This is a genomic window from Micromonospora sp. 050-3, assembly GCF_046549335.1.
In the GTDB taxonomy this organism is placed as follows: Bacteria; Actinomycetota; Actinomycetes; order Mycobacteriales; family Micromonosporaceae; genus Micromonospora; species Micromonospora trifolii.
This window is the reverse complement of record NZ_JAJPVX010000001.1, coordinates 2,302,154-2,321,471: the sequence shown is the minus strand read 5'-3', so window position 1 is coordinate 2,321,471 and position 19,318 is coordinate 2,302,154. Positions and strand designations below refer to the sequence as shown.

20 protein-coding genes and 1 pseudogene are annotated in these 19,318 nt (G+C 71.4%); 15 read left to right on the top strand and 6 right to left on the bottom strand.

Translation table 11 applies throughout. From position 1 onward, the window contains the following. Window positions 1-184: 184 nt before the first annotated feature. Window positions 185-1,564 (top strand): glucose-6-phosphate dehydrogenase, encoded by a 1,380-nt coding sequence (gene zwf / locus ACLJOK_RS10515; protein WP_410817954.1) that lies wholly within the window; start codon window positions 185-187, stop codon window positions 1,562-1,564. 79 nt (window positions 1,565-1,643) lie between these two features. Here the strand turns inward: zwf and ACLJOK_RS10510 are convergent, their stop codons facing one another. Further along, window positions 1,644-2,330, bottom strand: a complete 687-nt coding sequence (locus ACLJOK_RS10510; protein WP_410817953.1) for a TetR/AcrR family transcriptional regulator — start codon at window positions 2,328-2,330, stop codon at window positions 1,644-1,646. A gap of 92 nt (window positions 2,331-2,422) precedes the next feature. Between ACLJOK_RS10510 and ACLJOK_RS10505 the strand changes: the two genes are divergently transcribed. The 3 genes from ACLJOK_RS10505 to ACLJOK_RS10495 all read left to right on the top strand — a co-directional run bounded on the left by ACLJOK_RS10505 (window position 2,423) and on the right by ACLJOK_RS10495 (window position 5,587). Continuing rightward, window positions 2,423-3,850, top strand: a complete 1,428-nt coding sequence (locus tag ACLJOK_RS10505; RefSeq protein WP_410817951.1) for a DHA2 family efflux MFS transporter permease subunit — start codon at window positions 2,423-2,425, stop codon at window positions 3,848-3,850. Between the two features lie 184 nt (window positions 3,851-4,034). Next, window positions 4,035-5,465 (top strand): OFA family MFS transporter, encoded by a 1,431-nt coding sequence (locus tag ACLJOK_RS10500; protein WP_410817949.1) that lies wholly within the window; start codon window positions 4,035-4,037, stop codon window positions 5,463-5,465. After that, window positions 5,462-5,587: a hypothetical protein gene (locus tag ACLJOK_RS10495; RefSeq protein WP_410817947.1), complete on the top strand. Its 126-nt coding sequence runs from the start codon at window positions 5,462-5,464 to the stop codon at window positions 5,585-5,587. Before ACLJOK_RS10500 ends, ACLJOK_RS10495 begins: the two co-directional genes overlap by 4 nt. Before the next feature lie 64 nt (window positions 5,588-5,651). Here the strand turns inward: ACLJOK_RS10495 and ACLJOK_RS10490 are convergent, their stop codons facing one another. After that, window positions 5,652-6,380, bottom strand: coding sequence for an SDR family oxidoreductase (locus ACLJOK_RS10490; protein ID WP_410817945.1), 729 nt, complete (start codon window positions 6,378-6,380; stop codon window positions 5,652-5,654). 88 nt (window positions 6,381-6,468) lie between these two features. On the opposite strand from ACLJOK_RS10490, the gene ACLJOK_RS10485 reads away from it, so the two are divergent. The 3 genes from ACLJOK_RS10485 to ACLJOK_RS10475 all read left to right on the top strand — a co-directional run bounded on the left by ACLJOK_RS10485 (window position 6,469) and on the right by ACLJOK_RS10475 (window position 8,576). Beyond that, window positions 6,469-7,302 (top strand): patatin-like phospholipase family protein, encoded by an 834-nt coding sequence (locus tag ACLJOK_RS10485; protein ID WP_410817943.1) that lies wholly within the window; start codon window positions 6,469-6,471, stop codon window positions 7,300-7,302. A 45-nt stretch (window positions 7,303-7,347) separates the two neighbouring features. Then, window positions 7,348-7,809, top strand: coding sequence for a peroxiredoxin (locus tag ACLJOK_RS10480; RefSeq protein WP_279636263.1), 462 nt, complete (start codon window positions 7,348-7,350; stop codon window positions 7,807-7,809). Between the two features lie 83 nt (window positions 7,810-7,892). Beyond that, window positions 7,893-8,576, top strand: coding sequence for a hypothetical protein (locus ACLJOK_RS10475; protein WP_410817941.1), 684 nt, complete (start codon window positions 7,893-7,895; stop codon window positions 8,574-8,576). A 6-nt stretch (window positions 8,577-8,582) separates the two neighbouring features. On the opposite strand, the gene ACLJOK_RS10470 is transcribed toward ACLJOK_RS10475, so the two are convergent. After that, complete coding sequence (locus ACLJOK_RS10470; RefSeq protein WP_410817939.1) at window positions 8,583-9,035, bottom strand: MarR family winged helix-turn-helix transcriptional regulator; 453 nt, start codon at window positions 9,033-9,035, stop codon at window positions 8,583-8,585. 97 nt (window positions 9,036-9,132) lie between these two features. Between ACLJOK_RS10470 and ACLJOK_RS10465 the strand changes: the two genes are divergently transcribed. Further along, complete coding sequence (locus tag ACLJOK_RS10465) at window positions 9,133-9,579, top strand: hypothetical protein (protein ID WP_410817938.1); 447 nt, start codon at window positions 9,133-9,135, stop codon at window positions 9,577-9,579. Window positions 9,580-9,727: 148 nt separating this feature from the next. Here ACLJOK_RS10465 and eis read toward each other — a convergent pair whose 3' ends face one another. The 3 genes from eis to ACLJOK_RS10450 form a co-directional block, all read right to left on the bottom strand. After that, window positions 9,728-10,915 carry an enhanced intracellular survival protein Eis gene (eis, locus tag ACLJOK_RS10460; RefSeq protein WP_410817937.1) on the bottom strand — a complete coding sequence of 396 codons (1,188 nt, stop codon included), beginning with the start codon at window positions 10,913-10,915 and terminating at the stop codon, window positions 9,728-9,730. Window positions 10,916-11,078: 163 nt separating this feature from the next. Beyond that, entirely contained in the window at window positions 11,079-12,077 is a 999-nt protein-coding gene (cydB, locus tag ACLJOK_RS10455; RefSeq protein WP_410817935.1) for a cytochrome d ubiquinol oxidase subunit II, read from the bottom strand. A gap of 14 nt (window positions 12,078-12,091) precedes the next feature. Further along, window positions 12,092-13,504 (bottom strand): cytochrome ubiquinol oxidase subunit I, encoded by a 1,413-nt coding sequence (locus ACLJOK_RS10450; protein ID WP_410817934.1) that lies wholly within the window; start codon window positions 13,502-13,504, stop codon window positions 12,092-12,094. Between the two features lie 152 nt (window positions 13,505-13,656). Between ACLJOK_RS10450 and ACLJOK_RS10445 the strand changes: the two genes are divergently transcribed. The 7 genes and pseudogenes from ACLJOK_RS10445 (at window position 13,657) to ACLJOK_RS10415 (ending at window position 19,305) form a co-directional block, all read left to right on the top strand. Continuing rightward, complete coding sequence (locus ACLJOK_RS10445; protein WP_410819304.1) at window positions 13,657-14,430, top strand: lysophospholipid acyltransferase family protein; 774 nt, start codon at window positions 13,657-13,659, stop codon at window positions 14,428-14,430. Between the two features lie 17 nt (window positions 14,431-14,447). Continuing rightward, complete coding sequence (locus tag ACLJOK_RS10440; protein WP_410817933.1) at window positions 14,448-14,903, top strand: serine hydrolase; 456 nt, start codon at window positions 14,448-14,450, stop codon at window positions 14,901-14,903. Next, window positions 14,794-15,171 (top strand): annotated as a pseudogene (locus ACLJOK_RS10435) (serine hydrolase); the annotation flags it as partial. The gene ACLJOK_RS10440 and the pseudogene ACLJOK_RS10435, both read left to right, overlap by 110 nt. A 118-nt stretch (window positions 15,172-15,289) precedes the next feature. Continuing rightward, a complete protein-coding gene (locus ACLJOK_RS10430) occupies window positions 15,290-16,132 on the top strand; it encodes an SDR family NAD(P)-dependent oxidoreductase (RefSeq protein ID WP_410817932.1) in 843 nt (280 codons plus the stop codon). Window positions 16,133-16,352: 220 nt separating this feature from the next. Continuing rightward, the gene (locus ACLJOK_RS10425; RefSeq protein WP_238677996.1) at window positions 16,353-17,120 is read left to right on the top strand and encodes a glycerophosphodiester phosphodiesterase; all 768 of its coding nucleotides are present in this window, start codon (window positions 16,353-16,355) and stop codon (window positions 17,118-17,120) included. 17 nt (window positions 17,121-17,137) lie between these two features. Beyond that, window positions 17,138-18,532, top strand: coding sequence for an MFS transporter (locus ACLJOK_RS10420; RefSeq protein ID WP_410817930.1), 1,395 nt, complete (start codon window positions 17,138-17,140; stop codon window positions 18,530-18,532). Window positions 18,533-18,588: 56 nt separating this feature from the next. After that, window positions 18,589-19,305, top strand: coding sequence for a thymidine kinase (locus ACLJOK_RS10415; RefSeq protein WP_112586966.1), 717 nt, complete (start codon window positions 18,589-18,591; stop codon window positions 19,303-19,305). Window positions 19,306-19,318 lie beyond the last annotated feature (13 nt).

Below are 19,318 nucleotides of genomic sequence, written 5' to 3'. Positions count from 1 at the left end.
TTCGTCGATTAGAGTCGCAGGCTACCGGCGTTCCGCCTGTACTGTAAACCTTCCTTAACATAAGGGCTCGTCGAGACAGTGTTGTCGCCGACCTCACGTACGCCGCACGCTGGGGAATTCTCGGAGTGGGTCGTGCCGTTGTCCGTTCGGAAGATCAGGTTCGGATGATCGAATGGGAAGTGCCATGCACATGCGCTCAGACGCGGTAGTGCTGTTCGGCGTCACGGGAGACCTCGTCTCGAAGAAGCTGTTTCCGGCGCTGTACGAGTTGACCCGACGCGAGCGCCTCGACGTTCCGGTGATCGGCGTGGCCCGCTCCCCCTGGGATGATCAGCAGCTGGTCACCACGGCCCGCAAGTCGGTCACCGAGGCCAATGACGAGATCGACGACGAGACCTTCGACCGGCTGGCGGACAACCTTTCGATGATCTCCGGCAACTACGCGGACCCGACGACGTACCAGCGGCTGGCTGAGCGACTGCGCGACGCCGAGCGGCCGGTCTTCTACCTGGCGATCCCTCCGGCGGTGTTCGGCTCCGTCGTCGAGGGCCTGGCGGCCGTGGGGCTGGCCGACCGGGGTCGGGTGATCGTGGAGAAGCCGTTCGGGCGTGACCTGGAGTCCTCCCGCGAGCTGGATCGCACACTGGGCGCGGCCTTCGCGCCTGAGCGGGTGTTCCGCATCGACCACTACCTCGGCAAGGAAGCCGTCGAGGGCCTCTACGCCTTCCGGTTCGCCAACCGGCTGTTCGAGCCGCTGTGGAACAACGAGCACATCGACAACATCCAGGTGACCCTCGCCGAGGGTTTCGGCACGCAGGGCCGGGCCGGTTTCTACGACACTGTGGGCGCGACCCGGGACGTGCTGCAGAACCACATCCTTCAGGTCGTCGCGCTCATCGCGATGGAGGCGCCCGCCAGCGAGGACACCACGGCGTTCCGGGAGGCGGAGGCCGCGGTGCTGCGGCAGATCGCGCCGCTGTCGCCGGACTCCACCGTCCGGGGGCAGTACGCCGGCTACCGCGACGAGCCGGGCGTGGCGGCGGCCTCGAACACGGAGACGTTCGTGGCGACCCGCTTGACGGTCGACTCCCCCCGGTGGGCGGGTGTGCCGTTCTATCTGCGCACCGGCAAGTCGCTGCCGGGAACGGCGACGGAGGTCGTGGTCGAGTTCAAGCAGCCGCAGCGCTCGCTGATCCCCGCCGAGCGGGGCACGGCGAGGGCCGCGAACCTGCTGCGTTTCCGCCTCGGTCGTGGTGACGGCATCACGATGTCGATCCAGGCGAAGAGCCCGGGTGCCGAGGTGGCGAGCCGTCCGGTGGACCTGTCCGTCGACTTCGGCTCCGCACTCGGTCGTCGGCAGGAGGCGTACGAGCGGCTGCTCGACGACGCGATGGACGGGCAGCACCTGCGTTTCGCGCGTGCCGAGACGATCGAGCAGGAGTGGCGGATCGTCGAGCCGATCCTGGATCTGCCGACGGCGGTGCAGTCGTACGAGAAGGGCAGCTGGGGTCCGGCGGACGCCGACGCGCTGGCCGGCGGCTGGCACCTGCCGGATCTGCGGTAGCGGCGGGCCCGGGCCGGAACAGGGCTATCACCTCGTGGACCGGTCCCACCCGCACCGCTCGCGAGCGGTGCGGGTGGAGTCATCCGGTGGTGCGGGTCGCCGGGCGGATGCCGCGGATGCCGGCGACGGCGAACTCGAGGCCCAGGTCGTAGTAACCCTCCCGGTCGCCGCAGAGCGTGAGCGCGTCGGCGGCGGCGAGGATGTGCGGAAAACGCTTAGGTGCCAACGCCTGCAGCGCCGCCCGCTTGGCGCGGATGGCGCCGTCGCGGGTGTCCGGGTCGGTGCTCCCCATGGCGCCTGGTTCGGTGGCGACGAGGGTCACCAGGGAGCAGAGGGCCTGGCTGCCGATCTCGGTGGCCTGCTCCGGCGGGTAGCCCGCCCCGTGGAGCAGGGCGAGGATGCGCTCCACCAGGATCAGGCCCGGCTCGGACAGCAGGATGCGGGTGGGGACGAGCCCGGCGACGGTGGGGTGTGGGCGTAGCGCGGCGAGGCAGGCGGCCAGGATGGCGCGGACCTGCTCGTCCCAGGGCTCGGTGGTCGGCTCGGGCAAATGGATGTCGGCGAGCATTCGCGCGGCGAGCGCGTCGAGCAGGTCGCCCTTGTCCCGGAAGTGCCGGTAGAGCGCCATCGGGGTGACGCCGTGTTCCTGGGCCAGCCGGCGGATGGTGATCGCGGACAGGCCCTCGGCGTCGGCGATGCGCAGTGCGCTCGCGACGATCGCGGTGGGGTCGAGACGCTGCGGGGTGTCCTTGCTCGTACTGACCACCAGGCCAGTGTACTACGTACACATGGCAGTCTACGTTGTAGGTGTACGGCGTATACCGCGTCGTGCGACGTCCTTTCTCCGATGGGATAGGCATGCGACGTAGTCCCTGGGCAACTCTGGCGGTGCTGTCGGTGGCGCAGTTCATCGTCATTCTCGACGTGACGATCGTGAACGTGGCGCTGCCCAACATCCAGACCGACCTGAGCTTCACCGCTGACGACCTGCAATGGGTGATCAGCGCGTACACCCTGCTCTTCGGTGGTTTCCTGCTGCTCGGCGGTCGCGCCGCCGACCTGCTCGGCGCCCGCCGGATCTTCATCGTCGGTCTGGTGCTGTTCGGGGCGATGTCCCTGCTCGCCGGACTCGCGACCTCGCCCGGCCTGCTGATCGCCGCGCGCGCCGTGCAGGGCCTGGGCGGCGCGTTGCTCTCCCCCGCGGCGTTGGCCATCCTCACCGTCACGTTCGCGCATGGGCGGGAACGCAACATCGCCATGGGCATCTGGGGCGCCCTCGCCGGGCTCGGCGGCACCCTGGGCGTGGTGGCCGGCGGCCTGCTCGTCGACGCGCTGAGCTGGCGGTGGGTCTTCTTCGTCAACGTACCCATCGTCATCGCCCTCGTGGCGATCGTGCCGACCTTCGTGGCCGCCGTGCGGCACTCCCAGCCCGGCCCCCGGACCTTCGACGCGCTCGGCGCGGTCCTCGGCACCACCGGTCTGCTCGCCGTCGTGTTCGGCGTGGTCCGGGCCGAGTCGGCCGGGTGGGGCTCGGCGCAGGTGCTCGCCACCCTCATCGGTGGGGTCGCGCTGCTCGCTGTCTTCGTCGGCGTCGAGGCGCGCTCGGCCGCGCCACTGGTGCCGCTGCGGCTGTTCCGCTCCCGGGCGCTGAGTGTCTCCAGTGGGGCGTTGGCGCTCAACGGCGCCGCGTTCCTGTCGATGTTCTTCCTCACCGCGATCTACCTGCAGCAGGTACGCGGCGCCTCGCCGCTGACCGCCGGCCTGCAGTTCCTGCCGATGGGCGCGACGGCCATCGCCGGCGCTGCCCTCGCCACCCAGCTGGTGCACCGGCTGGGCACCCGCACCCTGCAGATCATCGGCGCGCTGCTCAGCGTGATCGGTCTGCTGCTGCTCAGCGGGGCGAGCGCCACCGGTTCCTACACCAGCGAGCTGCTGCCCGGCCTGCTGCTGTTCGGTCTGGGCATCACCACGCTGGGCGTACCCGCCCAGATCTCCGCGATCTCCGACGTCGAGCACCATGAGGCCGGCGCCGCGTCCGGTGTGGTCACCGCCGTGTACCAGGTCGGCGGCGCGCTGGGGTTGGCCATCGTCACCACGCTGTCGGTCACCCACGTCACCGACGCGCTCAGTCGCGGCGCCGGTCAGCAGCAGGCGCTGGTCGACGGGTTCCACCGGGGCCTGTTGATCGCCGCCGTCTTCGCGATCGTCAACCTGGCCATCTCCCTCGCCACCCCACAACTGCGCCCCGACGCCGAGCGGGTCGCCGAGGCGGCGGTCGCGGCCTGAGCCGGCGCCGCCGTTGGAGGCCCGCCGCGCGCCGGCCTCCAACGGTCGCGCGCCGCGCGCGGACGCTGACTGACCGCTCAGCTCAGCGGAACGACCGTCCGGCGACGGTGAGGTTTGCCGCTGACGAGTGGTGTGGGCACGTTGGGTGCGACGTTTCTCGTCCTCGTCGGAGAGGAAGCAGCGCATGCTTTCCGCACTCGATCGTCGGCACACCGTCGCGCCGCCCGGCTACAGCCGGTGGCTCATCCCCCCGGCGGCGTTGGCCATCCACCTCTGCATCGGTCAGGTCTACGCGACCAGCGTCTACAAGAACTCCCTGATCGCCCACTTCGACACCAGCCAGACGGCGATCGGGGTGATCTTCAGCATCGCGATCGTGATGCTCGGGTTGTCCGCCGCGGTCGCCGGGACCTGGGTGGAGGCGAACGGACCGCGTAAGGCGATGTTCGTCTCGGCCTGTTTCTGGGCGGCGGGTTTCCTGGTGGGCTCGCTGGGCATCGCCACGAAGCAGCTGTGGCTGCTGTATCTGGGCTACGGGCTGCTCGGCGGCATCGGGCTGGGAATCGGCTACATCTCCCCCGTCTCCACCCTGATCAAGTGGTTCCCGGACCGGCCGGGCCTGGCCACCGGACTGGCGATCATGGGATTCGGTGGTGGGGCGATGGTCGCCTCTCCCCTGTCGCGGCAACTGCTGTCGTTCTACGACGCCGGCTACGACCCGGCCAACGCGGGGTCGACGGCGTCGGGCAGCGCCCTGGTGTGGCTGTTCGTGACGCTCGGCCTGGGCTACTTCGTGATCATGATGTTCGGGGTGGCGAACGTGCGGGTGCCGGCGCAGGACTGGCGGCCGGCCGGCTTCGACCCCACCAGCGTGGCGGCGAAGCCGCTGGTCACCACCGCGAACGTGTCGGCGGCGAACGCGGTGAAGACCCGCTCGTTCTGGCTGCTGTGGGTGGTGCTGTTCTGCAACGTGACCGCCGGCATCGGCATCCTGGAACAGGCCAGCCCGATGATCCAGGACTTCTTCCGCGACAACGGCACCTCGGCGGTGACCGTCGCGGCGGCCGGCGGGTTCGTGGGTCTGCTGTCGCTGTTCAACATGGCCGGCCGGTTCGTGTGGTCGTCCACCTCGGACCTCATCGGCCGCAAACCGATCTATCTGGTGTACCTGGGTGTCGGCATGGTGCTCTACGCGCTGCTGGCGCTCGTCGGGCAGACCTCGACGGCCCTGTTCGTGCTGTTGGCCTGCGTGATCCTGTCGTTCTACGGCGGTGGCTTCGCGACAGTGCCGGCGTACCTGCGGGACCTGTTCGGCACCTTCCAGGTCGGTGCGATCCACGGTCGGCTGCTGACCGCCTGGTCGGCGGCGGGGATCGCCGGCCCGCTGATCGTCAACGGGTTCCTCGACGCGCAGGGCGAGCCCGGCTCGCTCACCGCCGCGGCGTACCGCCCGGCACTGTTCACGATGGTTGCTGTGCTGGCCGTGGGCTTCGTGGCGAACCTGCTGGTGCGGCCGGTGCCGCAGCGCTACCACGAACCGTCGACGGAGCAGAACGCCCATCAGGATCAGAACGTGGACGAGGACACGACGGCGCAGAGGAGTGGTACGCGATGAGTGAGGACAGCCGATCCGGGCAGCAGACCCGGTTGTGGATCTCCTGGTTGGTGGTAGCGGCGCTGCTCGGCTACGGGGTCGCCCAGACCGTCATCACCGCGGCGAAGCTGTTCACCCACTGAGCCGGATCCGGCGGTCTCCGACCAGCGCGAACGCCCGGCGGTCTCCGACCGCGCGGACACCTGGTCAGAGACCGCCGGAGACGCGCAGCACGGTCCCGGTGGCGTACGAGGCCTCCGGGCCGAGCAGCCAGGCGATGGCGGCGGCGATCTCGTCGGGTTCGCCGGCGCGGCCCAGCGGGATGCGACCGACGGCGGACTCGGCGCGGTCGGGCACCCCGGAGTCGGCGTGGATGTCGGTGCGCACGATGCCGGGGGCCACGGCGTTGACCCGGATGCCCTTCGGGGCGAGTTCCTTGGCCAGGCCGACGGTGAGGGTGTCGGTGGCGGCCTTCACGGCGGCGTAGTGCACGTACTCCCCCGGGCTGCCGAGAGTCGCGGCCGCCGACGAGACGTTGACGATCGCCCCGCCGTCGGTGAGCCGCCGGGCGGCCTGCTGGGCGCAGAGGACGTAGCCGACGAGGTTGACGTCGACGACCCGGCGCAGGTCGTCGACGCGCAGCTCGGTGAAGGGCCCGATCAGGCTGGTGACGCCGGCGTTGTTGACCAGGCCGGTGAGCGGGCCGAGTTGAGCGGCCGCGTCGAACAGGGCGCGCACCTGCTCGGGGTCGGTGGTGTCGGCGCGTACCGCGATGGCCTGTGCGCCGGCGGCCCGCAGGTCGGCCAGGACGGCGGTGGCGGCGGCCTCGTCGCGGCGGTAGCACAGGGCGACATGGTGACCGGCGGTGGCGAGCCGGCGGGCGGTGGCCGCGCCGATGCCCCGGCCGCCGCCGGTGATGACGGTGACGGGTGCCACGGTGCCTCCCGGCGGGTTTGACGGCTGCGCGATGGTCGTGCCGACGCTACCGTGACCGGCGCGGGTCGGTCGTCGAGAGGAGAGTCACATGCAGCGCGCGTTGGTGCTCGGCGGTGGCGGGGTGACCGGGGTTGCCTGGGAGTTGGGGCTGCTGGCCGGGTTGGTCGAGCGGGGCGTGCCGGTCACCGAGGCGGACCTGGTGGTGGGCACGTCGGCGGGTTCGATGGTCGGCGCGCAGGTGTGCTCCGGGTTGCCCGTCGAGCGTTTCTACACCGAGCAGTTGGCGCCGCCGTCGAGTGAGCTGGCCGCACGGTTGGGCTTCGCGGCGCTGGCGCGGCTCATTTGGGCCGGTGGGCGGACCCGCGACGCGGTGCGTTCGCGGGCCCGGATCGGGGCGATGGCGGTGGCGGCGCGTACCCAGTCGGAGGCGTCGCGACGGGTGGTGATCGAGGCCCGTCTGCCGGACCGGGAGTGGCCGCAGCGGCGGCTGCTGATCACGGCGGTGGACGCGTCGTCCGGTGAGTTCGTGGTGTTCGACTGCGACAGCGGGGTGTCCCTGGTGGACGCTGTGGGCGCGAGTTGCGCGGTGCCCGGGGTGTGGCCGCCGGTGACGATCGGCGCGCGCCGCTTCGTCGACGGTGGGATGCGCTCGAGCGTGAACGCGGACCTGGCGGCGGACGCGCGCAGTGTGCTGGTGCTCGCGCCGACGTCGGCGGCGTTCGGGCCGATGCCACGGCTGTCGGCGCAGGTGGACGCGTTGCGGGCGGCCGGGTCGCGGGTGGTGGTGCTCACGCCGGACGCGGCGGCGCGTACGGCGATCGGCCGCAACGTGCTGGACCCGGCACGTCGGGCGGGCGCGGCGCGGGCCGGGCGGACCCAGGCCGATGCGGTGGCCGACGAGGTGGCAGCGCTCTGGGCGTGATCGCTTACGCTCACCGCGCGGTCGATCAGACGATGGAGGTGCGCGGTGGCGGGTGTGGGTGTCGGCGACGTGGTGCAGGATTTCGAGCTGCCGGATGAGACGGGCACGCCGCGGCGGCTGTCGGAGTTCCTGGCGGCCGGGCCTGTGGTGCTGTTCTTCTACCCTGCGGCGATGACCCGGGGGTGCACGGCGGAGAGCTGCCACTTCCGCGACCTCGCGGCGGAGTTCACGGCGCTGGGCGCGACGCGGGTGGGCATCAGCCGCGACCCGGTGGCGAAGCAGGCCGAGTTCTCGAAGCTGCACGGCTTCGACTATCCGCTGCTGTCGGACGCCGATGGCGCTGTGGCGCAGCAGTTCGGGGTCAAGCGGCGGGTGCCGTTGGGGCCGTTGAGCATGAAGCGGATGACCTTCGTCATCGGCACTGACCAGCGGGTCATCGAGGTGATCCATAGCGAGGTCAGCATGAACGAGCACGCGGACCGGGCGCTGCGGGCACTGGGCGGCTGAGCGGGCGTGAGCCCCGTGCGGCGGGTGTCGCAGTCGGCTGGTATCAAGACAGCAATCAAACAGGTGTACGGAAGAGGGTTGTGATGGATGCCGGCCAGGGTTTGTCCACTAGCGAGGTGCAGAGCATCCGGGAGTCGTTGGCGGCCGGGCGTAAGCCGCGGGTCGTGTTCACCGCGGCGGCGGGGCAGATCGCCGGTCAGGTCGGTCAGGTGATCGAGCTGACCGACCCGGAGGTGTCCGACGAGTTCGTGGTGGTGCGCTTCGGTCGCGACGAGTTGCCGTTCTCCCCCGCCGACCTGGCCGTGGCGCCCAAGGGCGTCACTCGTCGGGTGGTGGAGCCGAAGCCGGAGCCCGAGCCCGAGGCGCCCGCGGTGGCCGCTCCGGAGTTCGTGTTGGACACGCCGCGGGTGCCCGCGCAGCGACAGGAGGAGCCGAAGGTGGAGCAGACGGAGAAGCCGCCGGCGCGGCGGGCGGTCAAGGCCGTCAAGCCGAAGGGCCTCGCGGGTCTCACCGTGACCCTGGCGTACGCCGACGGTGAGTGGACCGTCGCCGCGCAGCAGGGCAGCAAGGCCCTGGCGAAGCCGTACGTCGTGAAGCCTGCGGAGGCGTTGAAGATGGTGGCCCTGGTCGACGTGCCGGGGGTGCAGGAGGCGGTGGAGCAGATCCTCGGCACCGAGCGGGCCGAGGCGGAGCAGCAGGCCGAGAAGCTGCGCGCCGAGCTGGCCGAGATCGAGGCCCGGCTGGCGGAGCTGCGCGAGGCCCGCTGAGGCGGGTCAGTGCCGGCTGTGGTGGTGCAGCAGCCGGGTGAGCAGTCGCGTCAGCTGCTCGCGCTCGGTGGCGGACAGCGGGGCGAGCAGGTCGGCTTGGACGCGCTCGAGGGTCGCGCCCATCCGGCGGGCCTCGTCGGCGCCGGCGTCGGTGGCGCTGATGACGTTGCGGCGGCGATCGGCCGGGTCGGGGGCACGCACCACGAGCCCTCGGCCGGCCAGGTCGTTGATGGCGGCCACCACGTCGCTGCGGTCGATGCCGCAGCGCCGGCCGAGGTCGGCCTGGCTCGCGGGCCCGTCCTCGGCCAGGGTGGCGAGCAGCCGGTAGTGGTAGCCGCGCAGGTCGTGCGTGGCGAAGCCCTCGCTGAGCAGGCGGGCGGCGTGGCTGGCGGTCTGGTTGAGCAGCCAGGTCGGGGTGGTGCTGAGCCCGGCGGGCGACTGCGGGGCCGCGTTGTCCATGCGGCGCAGCCTACCAGTAATCGTTGGCGCGACCCACGATCGGGTGCTACGTTGGCTCGGCCAACGTTGGTTTAGCCAACGTATCGAAGGAGGCGTCATGTCCACCGTCCCCACCCTCAACGGCCAGGTCATCGGCCACGCCCACTACGCCACCCGGGCCCTGCTCGAACGGGCCACCGCTCCCCTCGGCGTCGAGTTCAACCAGTTGCTCGCCCTCAACGTCCTCGCCAACGGCGCGGTCGAACGCGCCCACCTCACGCACCGGATCACCAGCACGCTCAAGGTCGACGAGCAGGAGGTGCAACGGGTGCTCGCCACCCTTGTCGACGCGAACCTCGCCCAGGCCGACCACGACGCCGACGCGCCACGGCTGCGGCTCACCGACGCCGGTCACGCCGTACAGGCCCGCATCGCCGCCGCCGTGGCGAACATCAGCGCGCGCCTCTACGCGGACATTCCCACCGACGAGGCGAGCGCCGCCGCCCGGGCGCTCACAGTGGTCACCCAGCGCGCCAACGCCGAACTGGCCGCGACCCCGACCTGACGGACAAGAGCACGACGGTGGGCGGGCCCGGTCCTGCCCGCGCGTGAGCGGCCCGCGCACCGGGTCCTGCCAACCTGTCGGCGGCCCACGCAGCGGGTCCGGTCGGTCAGCACCAGCCTGTCGGCGGCCCACGTGCCGGCCCGGTCGGTCAGAAGTAGTCGAGCAACTGCGCCGGGCCTCCGACGCCCAGCAGGTCCAGGGCGGCCGGGTCGGCGTCACCGGCACAGCGCAGCAGGCCGGCCTGCGCGACCGACCGGGCCTGCGCCGCCCCGGCGTACAGCAACGCGAAACCGCGGACGTCCAACCGCAGCTCCGCCTCGGCACCGACGCGGGTCAGCTCGGCGGCGCCGTCGGCAACAGTCAACCGCCAGGTGCCGGTGTTCCAGTCGGCGAGCGGGTCGGTGAGGTGGAAGTCGACGGCGCCCCGGGCGTGGGCGGGCCACCCCCGTGCGCTCACCGCCCGCGCCACGTCCACCGGCCGGTGCATCCACAGGTCCCGCTCGTGCTCGCGGGCCGACTCCAACGGCAGTTGGGCGCTGACCGCGTCCCCGTCGAGCGGGCACAGCCGCAGGGTCGGCGCGACGCTGGCCCAACTGCCGAGCACCCCGACGAGTTCCCGGGCGGCCTCGGCGGTGACCGCCAGGGCCTCGTCGACGGTGAGCACGGAATCGGCCCCATAGCCGCGGCCCCGCTGCCAGGTGGCGTAGCCGACCAGGTCGCCGTCGGCCTCGACGAGGGTGACCCCGTCGCCGGGCAGGCCGCGGTCGGCGGCGTCGTACAGCTCACCCCGACGGGTCAGCATGCCGTTGCGGTGCCGGGTGACCTGCTCGTACAGGGCGTCGACGGCCGGCAGGTCGGCGGGTGTGCCGGCCCGGACGGTGAGGTGCGACGCGGGCCGGTGTCGGGGCAGCGCGGCGGTGGCCAGGTCGACGGTGCGCAGCACCCCGGCGGTCTCCCACCCGCAGGCCCGGTACGGAGCCGCGACGGTCGGGTAGAGCGCGCTGATCGCCGCCTGACGGTCGCGGGCGCCGCGTAGCAGGGCGGTGAGCAGGGCGCGAGCCACACCACGACCGCGGGCCTCGGGTGCGACCGCCACCCCGGCCACGTCGGCGGCCGGCACCGCCCGCCCGGACCACCACTGGTCGTGGTGCAGGTCGACGGCCTTGCCGACCAGCCGGCCGGCGTCGTCGAACGCGCCGTAACGGGTCAGGCCGGGCACCGGCGCGGACGCGGGTGCCGGGCGCTGCGGGTCGGAGCCGAACGCGAACCGGCCCAGCTCCCAGGCGGCGTCGAGGTCGTCGGCGGTGAGTTCGCGTACGTGCACAGTGGCGGGCATCGGCACACCGTAGCGAGACAGTCCCGCGCCAACAGCCGATATACCGCCAGACCACCGACCGTCCCTCTCCCGGCCGATCATGGAGTTGTGGTGGGTGACAATTCGCCCTCGACGCCCCACGTTGGGCACCACAAGTCCATGATCGACGGGGGCGGCCCGCTGGTTAGTGCTGCGGGATGTTGGCTACGCCGATGCGCTTGCGGAACACCCAGTACGTCCATCCCTGGTAGGCCAGCACCACCGGAGTGAAGATCACCGCCACCCAGGTCATGATCTTCAGGGTGTACGGGGTGGATGCGGCGTTGGTGGCAGTCAGCGTGCCGGCCGCGTCCAGGGTGGAGGGCAGCACGTTCGGGAACAGCGCCGCGAACAGGGTCGCCACCGCCAGGCCGATCGCCACGGCGGTGCCGGTGAACGCCCAGCCCTCCCGGCGTACCCGGGCGGCGGCCAGCCCACCGAGCAGGGCGAGGGCCGCGCCGACGGCGAGTACGACGGCGGCCGCGCTGGAGCGGATGGTCAGCGTCCAGGTCAGGAACCCGACCGCGAGCACGGCGGCGCCCACGCCCAGGCGCACGGCGAGCGCGCCCGCGCGCTCGCGGATGTCGCCGGTGGTCTTCAGGGCGAGGAACACCGCGCCGTGGGTGAGGAACAGCGCCAGGGTGGTCGCGCCGCCCAGCAGGGCGTACGGGTTGAGCAGGTTCAGCAGGCCACCGACGTACTCGTGGTCGGCGTCCAGTGGCACGCCGCGCAGGATGTTGGCGAAGGCGACGCCCCACAGGATCGCCGGCAGCAGCGAGCCGACCACGATCGCCGCGTCCCACCGGCGCTTCCAGGACGCCTCGGGGCGCTTGTGCCGGTACTCGAAGGCGACCCCCCGGGCGATCAGGGCCAGCAGGATCAGCAGCAGCGGCAGGTAGAAGCCGGAGAAGAGGGTGGCGTACCACTCGGGGAACGCGGCGAACATGGCGCCACCGGCGGTGATCAGCCACACCTCGTTGCCGTCCCAGACCGGGCCGATGGTGTTGATCAGGACGCGGCGTTCCCGGTCGTCGCGGCCGAGCACGGGCAGCAGCATGCCGACGCCGAAGTCGAAGCCCTCCAGGATGAAGTACCCGGTGAACAGCACGGCGACGAGGAGAAACCAGATGGTGGTCAGTTCCACGATGGGCTCCGGGATCAGTAGGCGAAGGCGAGCGGGCGCTCGGCGTCGTCGGTGTCGTCGGTGGGGGGTTGCTCGCTGACGTCCGGCACGCCGGCCTTGGCGTAGCGCAGCAGCAGCTTGACCTCGATCACGGCGAGAGTGGCGTAGATCAGCGTGAAGGCGGTGAACGAGGTGAGCACCTCGGCCAGCGAGACGCTGCGGGACACCCCGTTGCGGGTGAGCATCTCGCCGAAGACGATCCACGGCTGGCGACCCATCTCGGTGAAGATCCAGCCGAAGGAGTTGGCCAGCAACGGCAGCACCGGCATGGCCAGCCCGGCCCGCAGCAGCCACTTGCTGCTCGGGGTGCGGCCCTTGCGCTGGCTCCAGAGCACCAGCAGGGCGATAGCGCCGGCCGCCATCCCGAAGGCGATCATGAAGCGGAAGCTCCAGTAGGTGACCGGGATGATCGGGGTGTAGCTGCCCGCGCCGTACTGGGTGGCGTACTGGGCCTGTAGGTCGTTGATGCCGTGCACCGTGCCGTTCGGGTCGCCGGTGCCCAGGTACGACAGCAGGTACGGGATCTTGATGGCGAACACCTCGCGGCTGCCGTCCAGGCTGCCGATGGTGAGCACGGAGAACGAGGCGGGGCTCTCGGTGGTGTAGAGGCCCTCGGCGGCGGCCATCTTCATCGGCTGCACGTCCGTCATGATCTTGCCCTGGATGTCGCCGGTGAACAGCACGGCCGCGGAGGCGACCAGGACCACCCAGGAGCCGAACTTGGTGGCGAAGCGGTACGCGCCGGTGTCGGCGGAGTCGCGGTTGCGGATGACGTGCCACAGGCCGACCGCGACGATCAGCGACCCGGCGACCAGGAACGAGCCGGCCAGGGTGTGCGGGAAGGTGATCAGGGCGACCTTGTTGGTCAGCACGGCCGGGAAGTCGGTCAGCTCGGCGCGTCCGCTGTCGGGGTTGATCCGGTAGCCGACCGGGTTCTGCATGAACGAGTTCGCGGCGAGGATGAAGTACGCGCTGAGGTTGGTGCCGATCGCGGCGGCCCAGATGCTGGCCAGGTGCGCCCGCTTGGGCAGCCGGTCCCAGCCGAAGATCCACAGGCCGATGAATGTGGATTCGAGGAAGAAGGCGACGAGTGCCTCGATGGCCAGGGGTGCGCCGAAGACGTCGCCGACGAAGCGGGAGTAGTCGCTCCAGTTCATGCCGAACTGGAACTCCTGCACGATGCCGGTGACCACGCCCATGGCGAAGTTGATCAGGAACAGCTTGCCGTAGAACTTGGTGAGCTTGAGGTAGCGCTCGTTGCCGGTGCGGTGCCACATCGTCTGGAGGATGGCCACCAGCACGGAGAGGCCGATGGTCAGCGGTACGAAGAGAAAGTGGTAGACGGTGGTGACACCGAACTGCCAGCGGGCAACGTCCAACGCGTCCACCTGAAACCCCCAACCATCCGTACTACGAGACGTAGTAAATACTACTGCTCGTCGTAGAAGGCTGGACGGCCCGCACCCTCCCGGGACCAATGACCCTGATCACCCCGACCCGCCCTCGCGGCCCCGTCGACGCGTGCGACGATGGCGCGCTGATGGACACCGCACACACCGCCTGGCAGCCGCCGCTGATCTGGCGCGCAGCCCTGCTGCTGGCCCGGGGCCTGGTCGGCCTGCTCGCCCGCCTCGAGGTCACCGGCGACGTCCCGGCGCACCTGCGTCGCGGCCCGCTGGTGCTTGCCGCCAACCACATCAGCCCGTTCGACCCGGTGGTCATGGCCGCCGCCTGCCACACCCGTGGCGTCGCCCCGCGGATCATGGCGACCGCCGGACTGTTCCGCGTCCCGGTGTTCGGCGCCGCCATGCGCCATGCCGGGCACATCCGGGTCGACCGGGGCACCAGCGCCGTGCATCGGGCCCTCGACGACGCCGCCACGGCCGTCGCCCGTGGCTCGGTGATCCTCATCTACCCCGAGGGGCGCATCGGCCTGGACCCCGGCCTGTGGCCCGAACGCGGCAAGACCGGCGCCGCCCGACTCGCCCTGGCCTGCGGCGCCCCGGTCGTCCCGGTCGCCCAGTGGGGCTCACACGAGGTGCTGCCCTACCAGGCGCCCCACGGAATGCTGCGCGGCGTCGCCCGCTCGCTGTGGCGTCGACCGGTGATCCGGGTGCACTTCGGCACGCCCGTCGACCTGGGTGAGACGGCGGCCGCCAACCCCGGCGCGGCCCGCCGCGCCACCGACCGGATCATCGACGCGATCACCGACACCCTCGTCCCGCTGCGCCCCGACGAGCCGGACCTGCCCCGCCACGTCGACCCCGGCCGCCCGAGCGACCTCACCCGGACGCACCGCCGCCACTCGGCCTGAGACCGGGAACCGGGATAATGATCACGTGTCGCACCGTCGCCTCATCACTTGTCGGCGAGGGCCGGATCCGACTGGACGACCCGATCGAACGCTGGCTGCCCGGGGTCGTCACCGGCAACGGCAACGACGGCCGGTACGTCAGCGTCCGCCAGCTCCTGCAGCACACCAGCGGCCTTTACGACGCCACCGGCGACCTCGCCGCCCCGCGATCGGCCGACGAGTTCCTGGCGCACCGTTTCGACCACTACACCGAGGCGCAGCAGGTGGCGACAGCGATGCGGCACGCGCCGCTGTTCGTCGCCGGCCGCACGCCAACGGGTACCGGCAGTTCGTGCCCGGAGGGCCGACACGACCGTCTTCAATCCCACGGTGACGGCCTCGGCTGGCGGCCTGGTCAGCACCCCCACCGACCTGTCCCGCTTCTGGCAGGCGGTCGGCCGCGGTCAGCTCCTGCGGCCCGCACAGGTGGCTGAACTGCACCGGACCGTGCTGGCCGACGGATTCCACGGGATCCGGCCAGGCATCCGCTACGGGTTGGGCATCATGTGGATACCCAACCGGTGCGGCGGCTCCTGGGCGCACGTCGGCTCCATGCCTGGGATGAGCACCCTCGCTGCGGTCAGCCTGGACGGGCGCCGCTCGACGGTTCTGTACCTGGCCACCGAGCTGGCTGACCAAGGCCCGGCGGTGGCGATCATCGAGCGGCAGATGACACTGCTGGACGACCTGATCTGCGGCTGACGGTGAGCGCGGTGGCGCGAGCTACCTCGATGCGCCCGCGCCACTGGCGTTCGCCTCGGCCCGAGGACGGCGCCGAGATCGGCCAGCCCGGGCAGTAATCGCCACGAAGGAGGAGATCATGAGTGAGCAGACGGTGCTGATCACCGGCACGTCCACCGGCATCGGCTTGGAGATCGCGCTCGGCTGCGCCCGCGCCGGCTGGCGCAGCGTCGCCACCATGCGCGACCTCGGCCGCTCCGACCGGCTACGCGCCGCCGCCGACGCCGCCGGGGTCGCCAACCTGATAGACGTACGCCGCCTCGACGTCACCGACCCGGACTCCGTGACCGCCTGCGTCGAGGAGGTGGCCGGCACGTACGGCCGGCTCGACGCGGTGGTCAACAACGCCGGCGCCGGTCACGTCGGCACCCTGGAACAGGACAGCGTCGACGACGTTCGCGCGGTCATGGAAGTCAACTTCTTCGGCGTACTGCACGTCAGCCGCGCCGCCCTGCCACACCTGCGGGCCAGCCGGGGTCGGCTCGTCACCGTCTCCAGCGTCGGTGGGATCGTCGGGCAGCCGTTCAACGAGGCGTACTGCGCGGCGAAGTTCGCCGTCGAGGGATACATGGAGTCCCTCGCCCCGCTCGCCGCCACCACCGGCGTACGGGTGACCGTCGTCGAACCGGGCGCGGTGGCCAGCGAGTTCGTCGCCAATATCGGCATCGACGCCGACGCCGCCGGCACCGCCGCCGGGGTGTACGGGCCGGCGCTGCGCGCGTACCTGGCCCGCACCGGGCAGGCGTTCGCCGCCGCGCAGTCCCCCGCCGACGCCGCGGCGGTCGTGGTCGCCACGCTGACCGACCCGACGCCGCCGGTACGGGTGCAGACCTCCGACGGCGCCCGGCAGTTCGTCGGAGTCAAGCTCGCCGACCTCGACGGCGCCGCAGTGGCGCGGATGACCGGCGGCTGGCTGGCCTGAACCCCTGGGGTGTGCACATCGGCGGTGACTCTCGCGGGCCTGTCTACACGGACCGCTCGGACGGTAAGGTCGCGGCCAAGGGAGTTCAGGCCGGCACCGTCCTGACCGGTCAATGAGCTGGCTGGCCTGACGCCGGTCACGAGCCGTGATGGCGGCGCGAGCGGGCGACAGACGCCGGCCGGCCACCCGCCGGCCACCAACCGCAGGCATACTGCGTCGCGTGTTGACCCGATTCGGCTACCTCGACGCGCCGGCGCCGCTGGCGTTCGCCCACCGTGGCGGCGCCGCCGAGGGCGACGAGAACACCACCGAGGCGTTCGCCCGGGCCATCGGGCTGGGCTACCGGTACGTGGAGACCGACGTGCACGCCACAGCGGACGGCGTCGCGGTGATCTTCCACGACCCGACGCTGCGGCGGGTCACCGGTGAGGCGGGGCGCATCGCCGAGATGAGCTGGGCGGACCTCGCCTCGGTACGGGTCGGCGGCGCTGCCGTCGTACCCCGGCTCGACGAGGTGTTGGGGGCGTGGCCGCAGGTCCGCTTCAACATCGACGTGAAGGCCGACGGCGGCGTCGAGCCGACGGTCGCGACAGTGACCCGGGCCGGCGCCGGCGACCGGGTGCTGCTCGCCTCGTTCAGCGACGCCCGGCTGACCCGGCTGCGCGCGCTCACCGAGGGGCGGGTCGCCACCAGTCTGGGCATGCGTGGCGTCGCCCGGCTGCGGCTGGCCTCCCTGCACGGGCGTCCGCTGCGGCTGCCGCCGTCGGTGGTCGCCGCGCAGGTGCCGCCGCGCTACGGGCGGGTGCCGGTGGTGGACCGCCGGTTCCTCGACTACTGCCACCGCATCGGCCTCCAGGTGCACGTCTGGACGATCGACGAACCGGCCCAGATGCACGAGTTACTGGATCGTGGCGTGGATGGCATCATGACCGATCACGTCGGCGTGCTGCGCGACGTCTACCGCAGCCGCGGCCACTGGGCCGCCTGAGGATCGAAGGACCCCCGATGGCCGAGACCGTGACCCCCACGGTGGACGACACCCCGCCTCCGGCGAGCACCCGCCGGGAGCGGCGCGGCTGGTACATCTACGACTGGGCCAACTCCGCGTTCCAGACCACAGTCATCACTGTGTTCCTGGGCCCGTTCATCACCACAGTGGCCGAGTTGGCCGCCGGGTGCGAGTTGGGAGCGGACACCTGCGACGGGTACGTGCACCCGCTGGGCATCCGGGTGGCGGCCGGGTCCTACTACCCGTATCTGATCTCGCTGTCGGTGTTCCTCACCGTGTTCGTGCTGCCGGTGATCGGGGCGATCGCCGACCGGTCGGCGCACAAGAAGCGGCTGCTCGGCGGCGCCGCCTTCACCGGCGCCGGCGCGACCATCGCGATGATCTTCGTCACCGGTGACCGTTACCTGCTCGGCGGGGCACTCTTCCTGGTCGCCAACATCTCCTTCGGCGCGGCCGTCGTGGTGTACAACTCGTTCCTGCCGCAGCTCGGCGGCCCGGACGAACGCGACGGCATCTCCAGCCGCGGCTGGGCGCTGGGCTACCTGGGCGGTGGCCTGCTGCTGGCGTTCAACCTGGTCGCGGTCACCCTGTTCAGCGAGGACGACAACCCGCAGCGCACCCTGGACCTGGCCCGTTGGTCGATCGTCTCCGCCGGGGTGTGGTGGGCGGTGTTCACCCTGGTGCCGCTGCGCTGGCTGCGGGAACGCCCCAGCGCGGCGGCGGCGCTGGCTCGGCGCGGCAACGTGCTCACCGACGGGTTCCGGCAGTTGGGCCGCACCCTGCGGGAGATCAAGGCGTACCCGTTGACGCTGTTCTTCCTGCTCTCGTTCCTGGTCTACAACGACGGCATCCAGACCGTCATCACCCTGGCCAGCCAGTACGGCACCGAAGAGCTGCGGCTGGACCAGAGCACCCTGATCGTCACCATCCTGCTGGTGCAGTTCCTCGCCTTCGGGGGCGCGTTGAGCCTCGGCGCGCTGGCCAAGCGCATCGGCGCCTGGAAGACCGTGCTGCTCAGCCTGGTCCTCTGGACCGGTGTGATCATCGGCGCGTTCCGGCTGCCGGCCGAGGCGCCGGTGCCGTTCATGGTCCTCGGCGCGGCCATCGGCCTGGTCCTCGGCGGCAGCCAGGCGCTGAGCCGGTCGCTGTTCAGCCAGCTCATCCCGGCCGGCAAGGAAGGCGAGTACTACGGCTTCTACGAGATCAGCGACAAGGGCACCAGCTGGCTCGGCCCGCTCGCCTTCGGCCTGGTGTTCCAACTCACCGCCTCGTACCGGGTGGGTCTGGTCTCACTGCTGATCTTCTTCGTGGTCGGGTTCCTGCTCCTCGCCGCCGTGCCGATCCGCCGTGCCATCGTGGCCGCGGGCAACACCCCACCCCGGGTGCTCTGAGCACGGGTCCCTCGCCCGACCGATCCGGGCCGGTCAATGGGCTAGGCTGCCCGACCGTGACCGACGACGCCGCCACCGCCCCGACCTGCCTGGCTCACCCGTTTCCCGGCCAGCCACACGCCCCGGCCGGGTGCGCGGCCGCGCGCGGGCTCGACGGGCGTCCGGTGCACGCGGCGGCGTTGAAGTTCTTCTGGGGGCCGATGGACTGCGGCAAGTCCACGATGGCGTTGCAGATGAACTACAACCACGCCCGGCAGGGCCGCCGCGGGCTGGTCACCACCCGCATCGACCGGTCGCTGGGACCGCAGGTCACCACCCGCATCGGCCTGGCCCACGAGGCCATCGAGGTCACCGACGACCTGGACCTGCGGGCCCTGGTGCGCGGCCGGTGGGCCGACGGGGTACGCGTGGACTACCTCATCTGCGACGAGGCGTGTTTCTACACCGTCGAGCACGTCGAGCAGATGGCCGAGCTGGTCGACAGCTACGACGTCGACGTGTTCGCGTTCGGCCTGGCCACCGACTTCCGGTCGCGGCTGTTCCCCGCCGCGCAACGCCTGTTCGAGCTTGCCGACGAGGTGGCCCGCATCCAGGTCGAGGTGCTCTGCTGGTGCGGCCGCGAAGGGTTGCTCAACGCCCGGGTCGTCGACGGGCGGGTCGTCCGTGAGGGCGCCCAGGTCGTCATCGGCGACACCGTCGACACCGCCGAGGTGCGCTACCAGGTGCTCTGCCGCCGGCACTACCGCAGCGGCGACCTCGGCCCCCGCGACTGAGGCGTCCACGCGA